The sequence below is a fragment of the Microbacterium sp. GXF0217 genome (genome assembly GCF_054798195.1).
This window is the reverse complement of record NZ_JBSJZG010000002.1, coordinates 87370-102793: the sequence shown is the minus strand read 5'-3', so window position 1 is coordinate 102793 and position 15424 is coordinate 87370. Positions and strand designations below refer to the sequence as shown.

Annotated in this window: 17 protein-coding genes; 14 read left to right on the top strand and 3 right to left on the bottom strand. The window is 69.8% G+C overall.

Annotated elements, in window-relative coordinates; genetic code table 11:
• The first annotated feature begins 15 nt into the window (after positions 1–15).
• The 10 genes from ACWAT3_RS03850 (at position 16) to ACWAT3_RS03805 (ending at position 9586) form a co-directional block, all read left to right on the top strand.
• Positions 16–1452 carry an FAD-dependent oxidoreductase gene (locus ACWAT3_RS03850; protein ID WP_460796018.1) on the top strand — a complete coding sequence of 479 codons (1437 nt, stop codon included), beginning with the start codon at positions 16–18 and terminating at the stop codon, positions 1450–1452.
• Positions 1449–1778 carry a ferredoxin gene (gene fdxA, locus ACWAT3_RS03845; RefSeq protein WP_460796016.1) on the top strand — a complete coding sequence of 110 codons (330 nt, stop codon included), beginning with the start codon at positions 1449–1451 and terminating at the stop codon, positions 1776–1778. Before ACWAT3_RS03850 ends, fdxA begins: the two co-directional genes overlap by 4 nt.
• Entirely contained in the window at positions 1771–2700 is a 930-nt protein-coding gene (locus ACWAT3_RS03840) for an NAD(P)/FAD-dependent oxidoreductase (RefSeq protein WP_460796014.1), read from the top strand. Before fdxA ends, ACWAT3_RS03840 begins: the two co-directional genes overlap by 8 nt.
• Positions 2701–2923: 223 nt before the next feature.
• Positions 2924–3640 carry a DUF1684 domain-containing protein gene (locus ACWAT3_RS03835; protein ID WP_460796013.1) on the top strand — a complete coding sequence of 239 codons (717 nt, stop codon included), beginning with the start codon at positions 2924–2926 and terminating at the stop codon, positions 3638–3640.
• A gap of 55 nt (positions 3641–3695) precedes the next feature.
• Positions 3696–5189: an ABC transporter substrate-binding protein gene (locus tag ACWAT3_RS03830; protein WP_460796011.1), complete on the top strand. Its 1494-nt coding sequence runs from the start codon at positions 3696–3698 to the stop codon at positions 5187–5189.
• A gap of 59 nt (positions 5190–5248) precedes the next feature.
• Positions 5249–6211, top strand: a complete 963-nt coding sequence (locus ACWAT3_RS03825) for an ABC transporter permease (protein ID WP_460796010.1) — start codon at positions 5249–5251, stop codon at positions 6209–6211.
• The gene (locus ACWAT3_RS03820) at positions 6208–7068 is read left to right on the top strand and encodes an ABC transporter permease (protein WP_460796009.1); all 861 of its coding nucleotides are present in this window, start codon (positions 6208–6210) and stop codon (positions 7066–7068) included. Before ACWAT3_RS03825 ends, ACWAT3_RS03820 begins: the two co-directional genes overlap by 4 nt.
• Positions 7065–7883 (top strand): ABC transporter ATP-binding protein, encoded by an 819-nt coding sequence (locus tag ACWAT3_RS03815; RefSeq protein ID WP_460796007.1) that lies wholly within the window; start codon positions 7065–7067, stop codon positions 7881–7883. Before ACWAT3_RS03820 ends, ACWAT3_RS03815 begins: the two co-directional genes overlap by 4 nt.
• Positions 7880–8638, top strand: a complete 759-nt coding sequence (locus ACWAT3_RS03810) for an ABC transporter ATP-binding protein (RefSeq protein WP_460796006.1) — start codon at positions 7880–7882, stop codon at positions 8636–8638. The genes ACWAT3_RS03815 and ACWAT3_RS03810 overlap by 4 nt, the downstream gene beginning before the upstream one ends.
• Before the next feature lie 51 nt (positions 8639–8689).
• Entirely contained in the window at positions 8690–9586 is an 897-nt protein-coding gene (locus ACWAT3_RS03805) for a helix-turn-helix transcriptional regulator (RefSeq protein WP_460796005.1), read from the top strand.
• 30 nt (positions 9587–9616) lie between these two features.
• Here the strand turns inward: ACWAT3_RS03805 and ACWAT3_RS03800 are convergent, their stop codons facing one another.
• Both ACWAT3_RS03800 and ACWAT3_RS03795 read right to left on the bottom strand, forming a co-directional pair.
• On the bottom strand, positions 9617–10078 hold the full coding sequence (locus ACWAT3_RS03800; protein WP_460796003.1) for a DUF3817 domain-containing protein: 462 nt from the start codon (positions 10076–10078) through the stop codon (positions 9617–9619).
• Between the two features lie 47 nt (positions 10079–10125).
• On the bottom strand, positions 10126–11316 hold the full coding sequence (locus tag ACWAT3_RS03795; protein WP_460796002.1) for an MFS transporter: 1191 nt from the start codon (positions 11314–11316) through the stop codon (positions 10126–10128).
• On the opposite strand from ACWAT3_RS03795, the gene ACWAT3_RS03790 reads away from it, so the two are divergent.
• The 3 genes from ACWAT3_RS03790 (at position 11315) to ACWAT3_RS03780 (ending at position 13888) form a co-directional block, all read left to right on the top strand.
• Positions 11315–11533 (top strand): hypothetical protein, encoded by a 219-nt coding sequence (locus ACWAT3_RS03790; protein ID WP_460796001.1) that lies wholly within the window; start codon positions 11315–11317, stop codon positions 11531–11533. The two genes, ACWAT3_RS03795 and ACWAT3_RS03790, sit on opposite strands and share 2 nt — an antisense overlap.
• A gap of 35 nt (positions 11534–11568) precedes the next feature.
• On the top strand, positions 11569–12417 hold the full coding sequence (locus ACWAT3_RS03785) for a serine protein kinase RIO (RefSeq protein ID WP_460795999.1): 849 nt from the start codon (positions 11569–11571) through the stop codon (positions 12415–12417).
• 67 nt (positions 12418–12484) lie between these two features.
• A complete protein-coding gene (locus ACWAT3_RS03780) occupies positions 12485–13888 on the top strand; it encodes an MFS transporter (RefSeq protein WP_460795998.1) in 1404 nt (467 codons plus the stop codon).
• 18 nt (positions 13889–13906) lie between these two features.
• On the opposite strand, the gene ACWAT3_RS03775 is transcribed toward ACWAT3_RS03780, so the two are convergent.
• Positions 13907–14410 carry a MarR family winged helix-turn-helix transcriptional regulator gene (locus tag ACWAT3_RS03775; RefSeq protein WP_460795997.1) on the bottom strand — a complete coding sequence of 168 codons (504 nt, stop codon included), beginning with the start codon at positions 14408–14410 and terminating at the stop codon, positions 13907–13909.
• A gap of 89 nt (positions 14411–14499) precedes the next feature.
• Between ACWAT3_RS03775 and ACWAT3_RS03770 the strand changes: the two genes are divergently transcribed.
• Positions 14500–15255, top strand: a complete 756-nt coding sequence (locus ACWAT3_RS03770; RefSeq protein WP_460795995.1) for a MarR family winged helix-turn-helix transcriptional regulator — start codon at positions 14500–14502, stop codon at positions 15253–15255.
• Positions 15256–15424: the final 169 nt, after the last annotated feature.

Here is a 15424-nt window from a genome sequence, read left to right as displayed (position 1 = left end):
CGAAAGGCCATGCCCATGTCCTCCTCTCCTCTTGTTCTGCGCGTCGCGATCGTCGGCGCCGGGCCCGCCGGCATCTACGCCGGCAACCTCCTCGCGAACGCGGTCACGGCCGTCCGACAGGCTCACGGACCGATTCAGGGCGTCGAGATCGACCTGTTCGAGTCGCTCCCCGCGCCCTACGGCCTCATCCGCTACGGCGTCGCACCCGACCACCCCCGCATCAAGGGCATCGTGAACTCGCTGCACGAGATGCTGGACGCCTTCCCCGAGACGGAGGAGGGCGCCGAGAAGGGCGCGCGCCGCACCATCCGCTTCATCGGCAACGTCGAGGTGGGCCGCGACATCGCCCTGGACGAGCTGCGCGAGCAGTACCACGCGGTGATCCTGGCGACCGGCGCGATCCGCGACGCCGCGCTCAGCATCCCCGGTGTCGACCTGCCCGGCTCGTACGGCGCCGCCGACTTCGTCGCCTGGTTCGACGGCCACCCCGACGTCGCACGCACCTGGCCGCTCGAGGCGCGCGAGGTCGCCGTGATCGGCAACGGCAACGTGGCGCTCGACGTCGCCCGCGTGCTCGCCAAGCACGCCGTGGACCTGCGCTCGACCGAGGTCCCCGACAACGTGCTCGCGGGCCTCGAGTCCTCCGCCGTCACCGACGTGCACGTCTTCGGTCGGCGCGGCCCCGCCGACATCAAGTTCACCCCGATCGAGCTGCGCGAGCTCGGCGAGGTGCGCGACGTCGACATCGTGCTGCACGAGGAGGACTTCGACGGCGTCGACCCCGCCGCGGCATCCAACAACCAGCTCAAGGTCATGCTGCGCACGCTCAACAGCTGGCGCGACCGTCAGAAGGCGGAGTCCGCGGCATCGTCGCAGGGGGCGTCGCGCCGCCTGCACCTGCACTTCTGGCACGCGCCCGTCTCGATCGAGGGAGACGGACAGGTCGAGAGCATCCGCTTCGCCCGCACCACAACGGATGCCGAGGGCAACCTCGTCATCACCGACGAGATCCGCGAGTACCCGATCCAGGCGGTCTACCGCGCGGTCGGCTACTACGGCACGCAGGTCAACGGCGCACCGTTCGACGGCGTCCGAGGCGTGGTTCCGAACGACGGCGGACGCGTGGACGACGAGTCCGGCCTGTACGCGACCGGCTGGATCAAGCGCGGTCCGGTCGGACTCATCGGCCACACCAAGTCCGACGCCCTCGAGACGATCACCCACCTGGTGGCGGATGCCGAGGCCGGGCTGCTCTCGGCGGCCGACGGTCCCGACGTGCTCGAGCTTCTCGACGAGCGCGGGACCGAGTACACGACATGGGACGGCTGGCTCGCCCTGGACGCTCACGAGCGTCACCTCGGCGAGACGCACGAGCACTCCCGCGAGCGCGTCAAGGTCGTCCCCCGCGACGAGCAGGTGGCGGTGTCGCGGGACGGAGCGCTGGTCTCATGACCTACGTCATCGCGCTGCCGTGCGTCGATGTGAAAGATCGCGCCTGCATCGACGAGTGTCCTGTGGACTGCATCTACGAGGGCGAGCGCTCGCTCTACATCCACCCGGATGAATGCGTGGACTGCGGCGCCTGCGAGCCGGTCTGCCCGGTCGAGGCGATCTACTACGAGGACGACCTCCCCGAGGAGTGGACCGACTACTACAAGGCGAACGTCGAGTTCTTCGAGGAGATCGGATCCCCCGGCGGCGCGGCCAAGGTCGGCGTCTACGATTTCGACCACCCTGTGGTCGCCGCACTCCCCCCTCAGGGCGACGGGCATGACTGACGATTCCGTCTACGACGTCCTCGTGATCGGCGGCGGGCCTGCCGGGCTCTCGGCCGCGCTGAACCTCGGGCGCGCGCTCATGCGCGTGCTCGTGATCGACGCCGACCGCCCGCGCAATGCGGCGACGCTGAACTCGCACGGGTTCCTCACACGCGACGGCATCCCGCCGCACGAGCTGCGCCGGCTCGCCCGAGAGGAGCTCATGGCCTACTCGGACGTCGAGGTGCGCTCGCGCGTCGTCGTGGCTTCGCTGTCGCGGGAGGACGATGCGTTCGTCGCCGGGATCGGCCGCCGCGAGGCGTCGTCGACCGTGAGGGCGCGGACGGTGCTGCTCGCGACCGGGCTGCGCGAGACGCTCCCCGACGTGCCGAACCTGCGCGGCTTCTACGGCATGAGCCTGTTCAGCTGCGCGGCGTGCGACGCATGGGACCTGCGCGACCGCCCGCTCGCCCTGATCGGCGAATCCGCGGATCTCGCCGACCGCGCCCGGTTGATTGCCCGGTGGACGCCGCACCTCACCGTCTTCACGAACGGCGCGGACGTCGTCTCGACGGCCGAAGAGGCGGAGCTCGCCGCCGCGGGCATCGATGTGGCTCGGCATCCGATCGCAGAACTCGTCGGAGAGCGCGGAAGGCTGGAGGCGATCGTGCTCGCCGACGGCACGCGCGTGCCGGTCGATGGCGGATTCGTGCGCCCGGAGTGGGACACGAACCTCGCCTTCCTCGACGGCATCGCGCCCGCCCTCGACGAGTCGGGGCACCTTGTCACGGATCGCAACGGACGCACCGACGTGCCAGGGCTGTACGCCGCAGGGGATGCCGCAGCCCCCGGCCCCCAGCAGCTGATCGTCGCCGCGGGTGCCGGTGCGCGCGTGGCCGCCGTGATCGTGCACGACGCGATCGGCGTCGCGACCGCGCACTGACCCGATCCAGTCGCCCGGTCGACCCTCCGGTCGCAGTTCCTGCCGCTTCAGAGCGGACGGAGCAGCACGAAGTGCGACCGGAACGACACACACGACACCTGAAGCGGCACGAAGTGCGACGGGAATCAGCACCCCTGGCGGAATGCCGCGGGCACCGCGTGTGTTCCCCTCGGTGACGCCGGATCACGGCGCGATCTCCTCACGCCCGTACCCTGGAACAGTCATGTCTGCACCCGAAGAAGACCACGCCCGCTGGCGCAACGAACGCCACGCCTCCGTCGCACGGCCCACCGGCAACCTCGCACTCGTCGAGACGCGCTGGATCGGCCAGGAGCGCCCCGACCTCGCAGCCGCGCAGGCCGCCGCACCGGAATCCGTCACCGTGACTCCGCTCCAGCGCACCGACATCTCCACCGGCGCGCCCGAGTACGGCCTGCGGTTCTGGGATGCCGATTCCCCCGCGATCCGCGCCTACGACCGCATCGACGCGTACGAGTACGACCCGGCCTGGGTCATCGAGGCGCACTTCGCTCCGGTGGATGCCGGCCGCACCGTGCCGTTCGAGCACATCCGCGACAACGGCGGAACGCGCGATCTCGCCGTCCCCGGCGACATCACGTTCACGCTGGACGGCACCGAGCACCACCTCGCCGCGTTCGACGACGGCGGCACGCTGCTGCTCGTCTTCGGCGACCAGACCAACGGCACCGAGACGTACGGATCCGGACGCTTCCTGTTCGTGCGGCGCGATGACGAGGCCGGTTTCGGCGACGCCGGATCCGTCGTGCTCGACTTCAACCGCGCGTTCGTGCCGCCGTGCGGATTCTCGGCGCAGTACAACTGCCCGCTGCCGCCTGCGCAGAACCGGTTCGCCCAGCCGATCCGCGCCGGAGAGAAGAACGTCGTCTTCGTCGACGACTTCGATATCTACACGGCCTGAGCCGCGGCATCCTGATCCCACCCGAAATCCCTCCCCGAACCCCCAGGAGACCCCTGTGAGAACTCCGCTCGCGCTTGCGGCGACCATCGTCGCCTCGGCCCTCGTCCTCGCCGGCTGCTCATCCAGCACGCCCTCCGCCGAGGACGCCGCCGACGCCACCGTCTACATCGGCTCGCTCTACGAGCCGCAGAACCTCAGCAACACGCAGGGCGGCGGCCAGGGCGTCACCGAGGCGTTCAACGGCAACGTCTACGAGGGGCTGTACAAGCTCACCGACGACGGCGAGGTCGAGCCGCTGCTCGCCGCGAGCGAAGAGGTCTCAGAAGACGGCCTCACCTACACGATCACGCTGCGCGACGACGTGACGTTCCACTCCGGCAAGGCGCTGACCTCGGCCGACGTGAAGGCGAGCGTCGAGGCCGTCACCGCAGAGGACTCGAAGTCCGCCCGCAAGTCGGCTTTCACGGTGATCTCCGGCATCGAGACGCCCGATGACAGCACCGTCGTCTTCACGCTCTCGCAGCGCTCGATCTCGTTCCTGTACAACCTCGCGTACATCTGGATCGTGAACGCGGATGCCGAGGATCTCACCACCACCGAGGACGGCACCGGCCCCTACACGCTCGACGAGTGGAAGCAGGGCAGCACCCTGACCCTGACCCGCTGGGACGACTACTGGGGGGAGCCTGCGGCGAACGGCGAGCTCGTCTTCACGTACTTCACCGAGGCGACCGCGCAGAACAACGCGCTGCTCACGGGCGAGATCGATGTGATCACCAGCATCCAGAGCCCTGACGCGCTCGAGCAGTTCGCCTCGAACGACGAGTACACGATCAGCGAGGGCACGTCGACGACGAAGGAGCTGCTCGCGTTCAACGACCGCGTCGCTCCGTTCGACGACGCGCTGGTGCGCAAGGCCGTGTACTCGGCCATCGACACCGAGAAGCTGCTCACCTCGATCTGGGGCGACTACGGCACGCTGATCGGCTCGATGGTGCCCCCGACCGACCCCTGGTACGAGGACCTCACGGACGTCAACCCGTACGACGTCGACCTCGCGAAGCAGCAGCTCGCCGAGGCCGGCTACCCGGACGGTTTCGAGTTCACCCTCGACACCCCGAGCTACGACCCGCACCCCGTCGTCGCCGAGTTCCTGCAGTCGCAGCTCGCCGAGGTCGGCATCACGGTGAACATCAACACGATCAGCGCCGACGAGTGGTACACGAAGGTCTTCCAGGAGCGCGACTTCGAGGCGACGCTGCAGGAGCACGTCAACGACCGCGATGTCGTCTGGTACGGCAACCCCGACTTCTACTGGGGGTACGACGACGCGGACGTGCAGCAGTGGGTGGCCGGCGCCGAGCAGGCGGCGACGACCGATGAGCAGACCGCGCTCCTGAAGCAGGTCAACGAGAAGATCGCCGAGGATGCGGCGAGCGTATGGTTGTACCTCTACCCGCAGATCGTGGTCGCTTCCAGCGACCTCAGCGGGTACCCGGTCAACGGTCTGAACTCGCAGTTCTTCGCTTACGACATCGTCAAGTCCTGACCCCTTCGGATCGCGGGGCAGGATGCTGACGCATCCGCCCCGCGATCCTCACGCCCCTCATGCTCACGTATCTGCTCCGCCGCTCGGCCTTCCTCCTGGTGTCGCTCGTCGTCGCCATGATGGTGATCTTCGTGCTGCTCCGGCTGCTGCCAGGCGACCCGGCGAACGCCCTGCTGTCGGTGGACGCGACCCCCGAGCAGATCGCCGCGGCACGAGCGCAGGTGGGCTCCGACCGACCGCTCATCGAGCAGTTCGCGCTGTGGGCGGGCCAGATGGTGCGGTTCGATCTGGGCGAGTCATACATCAGCACGCTGCCGGTCGGTCCCGAGATCGCGGCACGCCTGCAGATCACGTTGCCGCTCACGCTCCTCGCCTTCGGCCTGGCGCTGCTGCTGTCGCTCGTGATCGGCATCACCGCCGCGGTGAAGGCCGACACCTGGTACGGCACGGTGCTGTCCGGCTTCTCGCAGCTCGGCATCGCTGTTCCGGTGTTCTGGGTCGGCATCCTGCTGGTGTGGGTGTTCGCCCTCGGTCTCGGCGTCCTCCCCTCCGGCGGCTTTCCTCGGGATGACTGGGAGGATCCGGCGGATGCGCTGCGCTCCCTCGTGCTGCCGGTTCTCACGGTGGCGATCGTCATGAGCGCGTCGCTGTCGCGCTACGTGCGCGCCGCCACGCTCGACGTGCTCGGCAGCGATTACCTGCGCACCGCCCGCGCGGGAGGTGCCGGCCTCGGCGAAGCACTGCTGCGCCACGGGGTCCGCAACGGCGCCGTGCCCGTGATCGCCGTCCTCGGCATCGAGCTGTCCACCACGCTGCTGGGCGCGGTCGTCGTCGAGGCCGTCTTCACCCTTCCCGGCCTCGGCAGCATGCTGCTGACCGGTATCGAGCAGCACGACTTCGCGAACATCCAGGGCGTCCTGGTCGTGTCGACGGTGTTCGTCCTACTGGTCGGCTTCCTCGCCGACATCTCCCAGCGGCTCATCGATCCTCGGCTGCGCGCACGAGTGGCCGGTGCACGATGACGGGCGTCGTGGAGCAGATCGAGGATGCAGCGCCCCGGCGCCGCAGCGGCAGCCGCACGACCCTCGTGGTGGGCCTGTGCCTCACCGGACTCATCGTGCTGCTGGCCGTCGTATCGCTGCTGTGGCTGCCGTACACGCCGAGCGACATCAGCGGCGGCCGCCTCGAAGGGCCGAGCGGCACGCATCTGCTGGGCACGGACAAGCTCGGCCGCGATCTGCTCACGCAGCTCATGATCGGCGCGCGCATCGCGCTCATCGTCGGCATCGGATCCGTCGCGCTGGCGGCGGTGCTGGGGATCACGATCGGCCTCATCGCCGCGTTCGCCCGCCCGTGGATCGACGACTCGATGTCGGCAGCGCTGGATGTCATCATCGCCTTCCCCGTGCTGCTGCTGGCCATGCTCGTCGTCGCCGTGCAGGGGGCGTCGCTGTGGTCGGCGATCCTCGCGATCGGACTCGCCATGTCGGCCGTCATCGCACGGCTCACCCGCATCCTCGCCCGCCGCGTGCTGCACGAGCAGTTCATCACTGCGGCGAAGACCAGCGGCACGCGGTGGCCGGGGATCGTGGCGTTCCACGTGCTGCCCAACATCTGGCCGACGCTCGGCGTGAGCCTCGCCCTGCAGTTCGGTGCGGCGGTCCTCGCCGAGGCGAGCCTGTCGTACCTCGGGCTCGGCGCTCCGCCGCCGAACGCATCGTGGGGTCGACTGCTGCAGGAGGCGCAGGGCACCGTACTCACCGCGCCGGTCGGTGCGATCGCGCCGGGGATCGCCCTCGTCGTGCTCGTGCTCGGCGTGAACTTCGTCGCCGACGGTCTGCGCGATTTCGCCGACCCGACCCGCAGGAGGTCACGATGAGCCTTCTCGAGATCACCGGACTCACGGTGACCGCCGGCGGACGCCGGGTGGTCGACGACGTGTCGTTCGCCGTCGCCGCGGGTGAGCGCGTCGGCATCATCGGCGAGTCCGGCTCGGGCAAGTCGGTCACCTCGCTCGCCGCCACCGGTCTGCTGGGCGCTGGACTCACGGCATCCGGGTCCGTCCGGCTCGACGGCACCGAGGTCATCGGCGCGTCCGACCGAGCCCTGCGGCCGCTGCGCGGACCCGTCGCCGCGCTGCTCTTCCAGGAGCCGCTGACCGCCCTCGATCCGCTCATGCGGGTGGGCCGTCAGATCGCCGAGCCGATGCGCCGTCACCTCGGCCTGCGCGGACAGGAGCTGCAGGATGCCGTGCGCACCGCCCTGGCCGACGTCTCGCTCCCGGACGAGCGCATCGCCCGCGCCTATCCGCACGAGCTGTCCGGCGGGCAACGGCAGCGGGTCGCGACCGCGATCGCGCTGGCCGGGCATCCGAAGCTCCTGATCGCCGACGAGCCGACCACCGCGCTCGATGTCACCGTGCAGGACGAGATCCTCACGCTCCTCGACCGCCTGGTCGCCGACCGCGACATGGCGCTGCTGTTCATCAGCCACGACCTCGCGGTCGTCGCCCGCATGACCGATCGGGTGATCGTGATGCAACGAGGACGGTCCGTCGAGCAGGGCCTGGTGGGGCAGATCATCTCCGCCCCGCACGATCCGTATACGACGGCGCTGGTCGCGAGCGCCAGGGCTCTGGATGCCGCGCTCGACGAGCCGACGGCATCCGATGGTTCCGAGGGGAGCGGACGATGAGCATTCTCGAGCTGCGCGACACGCGCTTCGCGTACGGCCAGCGCACGGTCATCGACACCGTCTCGCTGCAGGTCGCCGAGGGCGAGGCCGTCGGGCTCGTCGGCGAATCCGGGGCGGGCAAGTCGACGATCTTCTCGCTGCTGCTCGGTCTCGCCGCGCCTCACGAGGGCGAGGTGCTGTTCGACGGGCAGCCGCTGAACACGCGCGACCGGGCGCTCATGCGGCGCTTCCGTGCCGACGTGCAGACGGTCTTCCAGGACCCGTACTCGTCGCTCGACCCCCGGCAGCGCATCGACCGCATCGTCGGCGAACCGCTGCGTTCGCTCGGCATCGCCCGCGGGGAGACGGCCAGGACGGCGGTGGCGGATGCCGTCCGATCGGTCGGCCTCGACGCCGATGTGCTCGGGCGGTACCCGCACGAGTTCTCCGGCGGGCAGCGGCAGCGCATCGCGATCGCGCGGGCGATCGTGTCGCAGCCGCGGGTGCTGCTCGCCGACGAACCGGTGAGCGCGCTCGACGTCACGACCCGCATCCAGGTGATCGATCTGCTGCGGACGCTCCGCGCCGAAACCGGCCTGGCGCTCGTCATGGTGTCCCACGATCTGAGTGCGGTGGCGGCGCTGTGCGAGCGGACGGTCGTGCTCCGCGACGGACGCGTCGTCGAGGAGGGACCGACCCGCGGCATCCTGAGCGCACCGCAGACCGACTACGCGCGCACGCTGGTCTCGGCGATTCCGCGGCTGCCCGCGGCCTGAGCGGACCGTCGCTTCGGAATACGGCCGACCCGCCCCCGGTTGCATCCACACATGACGACTGTCGATCCCGATCGCCTCGCGGAGGTGCTGTCCTCCTTCGATGTCCGACTCGGCTTCGCGCGCCGCACCACGCTGTCGCAGGACGGCGTGCTTCCGCTGCCGAAGGGGCAGGTCACGCTCGCCTACGTCGTCGAGGGCGAGATCACCGGCGACGTGGTGCTCGACACCAGCTGCGCCCTGGATGTCGCCCGCGGCTCTGCGGCACCGGCCAGCGGGCCGCGCACGCTGCTCGCCGGAGACGCGTTCCTCAGCATGGGTCACCGGTCGATCGCCCTGGAGTCCACCTCCGGTGCACGACTGATGACCGCCGATCTCGAACTCGACTCGGCCGCCGTCGACGGCATCCCCGGCTTCGTCTTCGTGACCGGATTCGCCGAGCTCGAGCCGGCCGCCGCGGCGCTGGCCGCCAATCTCGGCCCTGTCGACCCGAGCGCGCACGACGAACGTTCGGGCGACCCGCTCATCTGCCGGATGATGGTCACCACGGTGCTGCTGAGCGTGATCCGGGCCTGGGCGCAGAACGGCTGCGCGCCGCAGGGGTGGCCGTCCCGTGCGGGCGATCCTTTCCTCGACCGGGTCGTCGATGCGATCCACTCCGAGCCGGGGCGCGACTGGACCGTCGACCTGCTCGCCAGCGTCGGCGCGATGTCGCGCTCGGTGTTCGCCGAGCGGTTCCGTGCCGCCGTCGGTCAGTCTCCGGCGAGCTACGTCACCGACGTGCGGATGCGTCAGGCGAAAGAGCTGCTGGATGCCGGGCACAGCGTCTCCGAGACCTCGCGCGAACTCGGCTACGCGTCGGACGAGGGGTTCAGCCGCGCGTTCCGCCGCCACACCGGCGTGACGCCGTCGCTGTGGCGCGCCAGTGGGCGCACCGCGATCCCGGCCTGACCGGCCCGGCCTGACCGCTCCGGCGGCGGATCAACGCCCGCCGGGAGGGCCGACGAGCAGGAGCACCACATAGAGGGCGACGATCGCGAGGACGAGCAGCCCGGCGAGCACCCACGGCCGCCGCAGGAACCAGCGCATCAGCCGGTCGTACCAGCGGCCGTCCCGCGGGTCGTCGCCGGCCTCGAGTCGCCAGTCGCCGCGCAGGCGACCCGTGCGCTGCAGCCAGATCTCGGTGGGGATGGTCGCATAGGGGATCACTGCGCTGACGACCGCCAGCGCCGCGACGCCGATGTGCCAGCGCTGATTGAGCGCGACGAGGATCGCCGTCGCACCGTACGCGAGGAACACGAATCCGTGGATGCCTCCGCCGATCGTCACCACGATCCCCGGTGCACCGACCGCTCGCGCGATCATCGCGGAGATCAGGATCGTCCAGGTGATCGCCTCTGCGATCGCCAGGACACGGAAAAGGCGGGCGGGTGCACGGAACACGGATCTCCTCGGGTGGGGGGGCGGTTCCAGCCTAAGCCGCGTTCGAATCAGCCCCGCACGCGGTTCGACGCCCCGAACAGCAGCGCCCCGAGGACGAGGATCACCGCGCCGACCACGTAGTTCAGCTCGACGCCCAGCGCATCGACGAGGATGCCGCCGACACCCGCCGCGAGCATGATCGCACCCTGGAAGCCGACGACGACCAGGCTGCCGCCCGCCTCGAGGCGATCCGGCATCCGGTGCCCGACCCACGTGTTCACGACGATCAGCCACGAGGCGAAGAAGAAGCCCCACACGAACACGGCCGCCGCGATCGCGGCGAACGATCCGGGCAGCAGGATCGTCGCGAACACGGCAGCCGCGATCGACACAGGCCCGACCACCGCGAAGACCCGGAAGGTCCGGTCGACGACGAGCCCGATCACGAGGTTGCCGACCAGCCCACCGGCACCGAACAGGGCGAGCAGGAGGACGATGGCCCCGGCATCCACATCCGGCATCCGCTCCAGCGCGAGGCGGATGTAGGTGTACGCGAGGAAGTGCCCGAGAACGACGAGCACGTGCCCGGCGAGCCCGAGCCCGACGCCCGGGCGGCGGATCGTGTCGACGAGGATGCGCAGACTGGAGGCCTGGGCGGCAGGCACCGAGGGCAGCAGGGTCCGCAGGCCGATGGCCAGCACCGCGGTGACGACACCGGCGAGCGCGAACACCGCACGCCAATCGAGGACCGCGCTGAGCATGACGCCGATCGGGACGCCGGCGACGGTCGCCAACGACGTGCCGGCGGTCGTGAACATGACGGCTCGGCCGATGCGCGCGGGCCCCGCGATGCGCGCGGCGACCGTGATCGACATCGACCAGAACGCGCTGATGGCGGCGCCCAGCAGGAACCGCGCGAGCAGTACGAGCACGAGATTGGGTGCGATCGCGACGATGAGGTTGGATGCCGCGGCGGCGAGCGCCATCCAGACCAGCAGGCTCCGCCGATCCAGTCTCGGGAAGATGAGACCGACCGTCGGCGCGACGAGGAGCCCCACGAGAGCCGTCACGGTCACGGTCTGCCCCGCCTGCCCCGGCGTGACGCCGAGGCCGTCCGCCATCTCGGTCAGCATCCCGTTGGGCAGGAACTCCGCCGTGACGAGCAGGAAGCTCATCAGCATCAGCATGATCGGCCCGCCGTAGCGCATGCGCTCGACGGTGGCCGGGAGGGCGGTGGGGACGGGGGCGGTCGTGGTCATGATTCCACCCTCGCAGGATGCCGGCGTCCGCACCCGATCGGTCGTCCGCGGCATCCGACCGATCGTCCGGGTCTGGACGGCGCCGCAGGAGGCGGATATGCTCGACGGGCGCCGGGGCGTCCCCGGAAGGAATCAGCGGAAGGAGCAAGCCATGACTGCTGTCGTCGTCGTGCCCACTTCCGACCAGATCCTTCCCCTCGAGGCCGCCCACTCCTGATCCACGGGTGGTCTCCTTCTCCCGGAGCAACCACCGTGTCTGATCTCTTCGCGTCCACCGACGCATCCCCCTTCGACATCTCTCTCGCCTTCGCCGACATCGAGCCGGGCGAGAACCAGCGCTGGACCACATGGCCGGCCGTCACCCCGTCCGAACGCGGGCCCGAACCGCAACCCTCGTGGGTCGTGACGAGCGCCGGCGCCCTCGACACCGAACTCGGCATCCTGAAGACCGGCAAGGAGGCGGATGTCTTCCTCATCGAGCGCGCCGTGCCAGACGACCCGTCGCAGCGCACCCTGCTGGCGGCCAAGCGGTATCGCACCTCGCAGCACCGCACGTTCCACCGGTCGAGCATCTACACCGAGGGACGCCGCACCCGGAACTCGCGTGACGCCCGCGCCACCGAGAAGAAGTCGCTCTACGGACGCGAGGTCGCGGCGGCGGAGTGGTCGTTCGCCGAGTTCGAGGCCCTGTGCCGCGCATGGGAGCTCGGTGCCCCCGTGCCGTACCCCGTGCAGGTGAACGGCACCGAACTGCTGATGGAGTTCATCGGAACGGGTGCGGTGGCGGCTCCCCGCCTCGCACAGGTGCGCGGCGACGGCAACGAGCTGACTGATCTGTTCCGCCAGGTCGTCGATCTCATGCACGTCTTCGCGGCAGCAGGCTTCGCGCACGGCGACCTCTCGCCGTACAACCTCCTTGTGCATGACGGTCGCGTGCGGGTGATCGATCTGCCGCAGATCGTCGACGTCATCGCGAACCCACAGGGGTTCGATCTGCTGCACCGCGATTGCGTCAACGTGTGCGAGTGGTTCGCCCGGCATCGGGTCGAGGCGGATGCCGAGGCGCTGTTCGCCGAGCTCGTCGCGGTGTCCTTCGGGTGAGCGCGCTCGGAAGACGTCCCGGCGCGCCGCTACCCCGTGTTCACCGGACGCGGCCAGACTTCGAGGCATGAGCACGCCGGAGAACACGCCGACCCCACCGCCCACCGCGAACAGCGGTGCGGTCGGCGTCATCGGGCTCGAGCTGCGCGGTGACACTCCCGCGCCCAAGAAGCAGGTGTACTCGTGGGCGCTGTGGGACTGGGCGACGCAGCCGTTCAACACCGTGATTCTGACGTTCATCTTCACGGCGCTGTATCTGACGACCGAGGCGTTCCTGCCCCCGGAGGTCACTGCCCTCGGGGATAAGGACCCCGCGTACCTGGCTGCGGAAGCGGACCTCGCGAGCGGGCTCGGACTCGGATCCACGATCGCCGGACTCGCGATCCTCGTCTTCGCGCCGGTGCTCGGCCAGCGCGCGGATGCCGCCGGGCGCCAGAAGCTCTGGCTCGGGATCGGCACCGGAGCGCTCATCGCCTGCATGTTCGGGCTGTGGTTCGTCGAGCCGACGCCGACGCTGTTCTGGCTGGGCGTCGCGCTGATCTCGGCCGGCAGCGTGTTCGGCGAGATCGCGGCGGTCAACTCGAACGCCATGCTGATCGGGATCGCGAACCCGAAGACCATCGGACGCATCTCGGGGCTCGGGTGGGGCTTCGGCTACATCGGCGGCATCGTCGCGCTCGTGCTCGTCGTCGTGTTCTACATGCTCGACTGGTTCGGGCTTCCGACGGAGTCCGGTCTGCCGTTCCGGATCATCGCGGTCGGCTGCGCGATCTGGGCCATCGTCTTCAGCATCCCGATCTTCCTGAACGTTCCGGAGCCGTCGCTGGGACGTCCGGAGCGCAAGGTCGGGTTCTTCGCGTCTTACGTGCTGCTGGTGAAGGACGTCGTCGGGCTGTACCGCGCGCCGGCGACGCGGCCCACGTTCTGGTTCCTGCTGGCGAGCGCAGTGTTCCGCGACGGCCTGGGCGGCGTGTTCGCGTTCGGCGCCATCATCGCCGGCCAGGTGTTCGACTTCGACTTCCTGCAGCTCGTGATCTTCGGCATCGCGGCGAACCTCATCGCCGGTGTGTCGACGATCCTCGCCGGTCGCCTCGACGATCGGTTCGGCGCCAAGCGGATCATCCTCTTCTCACTGGCGTCGATGGTCGTCGCCGGGCTCGCCGTGTTCTTCCTCGCGGAGGCCGGTGCCGTCGTCTTCTGGATCGGCGGCCTGCTGCTGTGCGCGTTCGTCGGGCCCGCCCAATCGGCATCGCGATCGTTCCTCGCTCGGGTGACGCCGGCCGGGCGTGAGGGCGAGATCTTCGGGCTCTACGCGACAACAGGGCGTGCGGCGAGCTGGATGGCCTCGGCCGCCTGGACCGCCCTGATCGTGCTGACCGCTCAGACGAAGTTCGGAATCCTCGGCATCGTCATCGTGCTGCTGCTCGGGCTCCTGCTGCTGCTTCCGGTTCCGGAGCGCCGCGCGGCCTAACCCGCGTCGCCCCCGGATTCAGACGCCGGGACCCCAGTTATCGGCGAGTTTGCCGAGCAGTCGCGCCAACTCCCTGCGCTCGGCCTCGGTGAAGGCCTCGAGCGCCGTCGACAACGCCTGCCTCCGCTCGCCCCTCACCCCGCTGGCGACGCGGATGCCGGCATCCGTGAGGGCGATCCGGGTGCGACGGGCGTCCTCCGGGTCGGCCTCGCGCCGGACGAAACCGCGCTCGACGCCCTGCTGCACCAGCCGTGACGCGCGGGGCTGATCGACACCGACGGCGTCGGCGAGCTCGCTCACGCTGAGCGGAACGGATGCCGCGGCGAGCGCCTCCAGCATCCGCATCCATGCCGGGGCCGCGAAACGCCCTGCAGGGCCACCAGCCCAGGGGCCGGGGCGCCCGGGGTGCGGGCCGGCGTGATGCCCGTGCGGACCCCCGTGGTGGCCGTGACCGTGCGGACGCCGCCCGCGCAGACGTGCGAGAGCTTCGGCGATGTCGTCGGCAGGATCCTGTGCGCTCACGCCTCCGATTTTACATGTTATTTGACATACTTCAGCATTGCATGTCACACTACATATACATGCACAATGACATTCAAAGGAACCACCCCATGAACACGCAGAACACACCATCTGAAGAGCGCCCCCTCGGCTACTGGCTCACCGCGACCGATCGGCTCCTCGCCGCAGAGTTCGCGCGCGTCTTCGAGAACGAGGACATCACGCGCCGCGACTGGCGCCTGCTCAATGCGATCGACGGCGACGTCCCGACCGGACGGCCGATCGACGATCGCAAGCTCGGTCGCCTGATCGAGCGCGGTTGGATCGCGGCCGCGGACGACGGCTGGTCACTGACCGAGGACGGTCGCGCCGCCAAAGAACGGCTGAGAGTCGTCGTGGATGGCATCCGCGCCACGATCGCCGAGGCCGTCAGCTCCGAGGAGTACGCGACGACCATCGCGAGCCTCGCCGCGATGGCACGAGCGCTCGGCTGGGACGAGAACACCCCACTGCCGCGCAAGAACCGCGGGGGTCGCGGGCACCGGGGGAATCGCGGGCACGGCCCCCGGCACGGGCACCCCTTCGGCCGCTTCGTCGGACACGCGGGCGAAGGCCACGGCTTCGACCACGGCGGGCACGAAGGACACGGACGCCGTTCCGGGCGCCCCGAGTTCGCCGGCGACCACGCTCAGCGCGAGGCTCACGACGGACGCCCTCACGCAGGCCACGGCCACGGCGCTCCCCACAGCGAAGGACGCGGACAGCACGGTCGCGGCGGCCTGCACCGCCGGGTCGCGCGGATGGCCCAGCACGCCTACGAACGCGGCTTCGATGCGGGGTTCGAGCGCGGCAGCACCGTCCGCTGACCCGCCGACGACGAGACTTGCTTTCCCGGGTGAGACGCAGCCGACCGGCTGCGCCTCACCCCGCAAAGCAAGTCTCGCGAGGTGCGAAGGAAGGCCAGAAGGGCAGCGCGAGGTAGAAGTCGAAGACGGTGTCGTCGTCCGGGCCCTCGATGAGCATCAGTCGCGGCGC